The sequence below is a fragment of the Nocardioides sp. YIM 152315 genome, assembly GCF_029210375.1.
GTDB lineage: Bacteria > Actinomycetota > Actinomycetes > Propionibacteriales > Nocardioidaceae > Nocardioides.
Window position 1 is genome coordinate 1 of record NZ_JARGER010000002.1, and the last position, 1,467, is coordinate 1,467.

The following is a 1,467-nucleotide window of genomic DNA, read 5'->3' on the forward strand; positions in this document are numbered from 1 at the left end:
CGGGTGAGCTCGACCAGCGTCGCCCCGGTCTCGGCGGCATCCATCGACCACACCGACGCATCGGCCACGGTGTCGGCGAGGTCGTGACTCGCCCCGGGTTTCGTGGAGGCTCGGTTAGTTGGTTCCGGCCTCGGTGAGGACCGGGTCTTGACGGTAGTGCTCTGCGGGCTGGGATGCCCAGTGGTTGGTCTCGAACTCGGCTGGCGGGATGAGCCCGATCTCGCCGTGCAGGCGTCGATGGTTGTACCAGTCGACGTATTCGGCGACGGCGATCTCTACGTCGCCGACGTTCTTCCAGCCGCCCTTGGGCCGCATCACGGGGTTGCGGATGCACTCGGCCTTGAACAGCGAGTTGAGCGCCTCGGCCATCGCGTTGTCATAGCTGTCGCCCTTCGACCCGACGGACGCGACGGCTTCCGCTTCGGCGAGCCGCTCGGTGTAGCGAATCGCTCGATACTGCACGCCCCTATCGGAGTGGTGGATCAGGCCGGTGACGTCCTGCCCGGACCTCTGCCGGGCCCACAGGCCCATGTCGAGGGCGTCCAACGCCAGATCGGTGCGCAGCGAGGTCGACGCCTGCCAGCCCACGATCATCCGGCTGAACACGTCGAGGACGAACGCCACGTAGGTCCAGCCCGCGTGCGTGCGGACGTAGGTCAGATCCGCTACCCAGAGCTGGTTTGGTGCGGTCGCGACGAACTTCCGCTTGACCTTGTCCTCGGGACGCTCGGTCTCGGCCCCGTCGCCGATGGTGGTCTTGCGGGTCTTCTCCCGCGGGATCCCACGCAGCCCCTCGGCGCGCATCAACCGCTCGACGGTGCAGCGGGCCACGCTGACGCCTTCACGGTTGAGCTCGGCATGGATCTTGCGGGCGCCGTAGACACCGAGGTTGGCCTTGTGCGCAGTCTTGATGTCGACGACCAGCTCGGCGTCGCGCACCGCGCGTGTCGAGGGCGGGCGCTTCTTCGCGGCGTAGTAGGTGCTCGGGGCGATCTGCACGCCGGCGTCCTTCAACACCATGCAGATCGGCTCGACCCCGAACCGGTCGCGGTGCTGGTCGATGTAGTCGACCAGCACCGCGGTGGGCACTTCTACTTGATCTTGCGGTCGAGCTCCGCGGCCGCGAAAAAAGCAGCGCTGGTCTTCAGGATCTCGTTGGCTCGGCGCAGCTCACGGACCTCGCGCTCGAGCTCGGCCAGCCGCTGCGCGTCATCGGTCGTGGTGCCAGGCCGGACGCCGCCGTCGATCTCTGCCTGACGGACCCACGTCCGCAGGGCCTCGGGGTGGACACCCAGCTGGTCAGCGACCCGCTTGATCGCCCCACGAGCGGACTCGGGGTCCTTCCTGGCGTCGATCGCCATCCGCGTCGCCCGCTGCTGGAGCTCAACGCTGTACTTCCTCGGTGCTGCCATGACTCTCATCATCCTTCCCAGGATTGAGAGCCTCCATCAGACCCGGGGCGATTCA

The 1,467-nt window shown here is 67.3% G+C and carries 1 protein-coding gene and 1 other annotated feature; the gene reads right to left on the reverse strand.

The window, feature by feature from the left end:
• Positions 1-114 precede the first annotated feature (114 nt).
• Positions 115-1,412 (reverse strand): IS3 family transposase gene (locus tag PZ894_RS00010; RefSeq protein WP_275741178.1). Its coding sequence is split into 2 segments (ribosomal slippage): positions 115-1,118 and positions 1,118-1,412, totalling 1,299 coding nucleotides; the frame shifts between segments, so codons are not numbered across the junction.
• Positions 985-1,134: a sequence feature (AL1L pseudoknot), on the reverse strand. Its footprint overlaps the gene before it by 150 nt.
• Positions 1,413-1,467 lie beyond the last annotated feature (55 nt).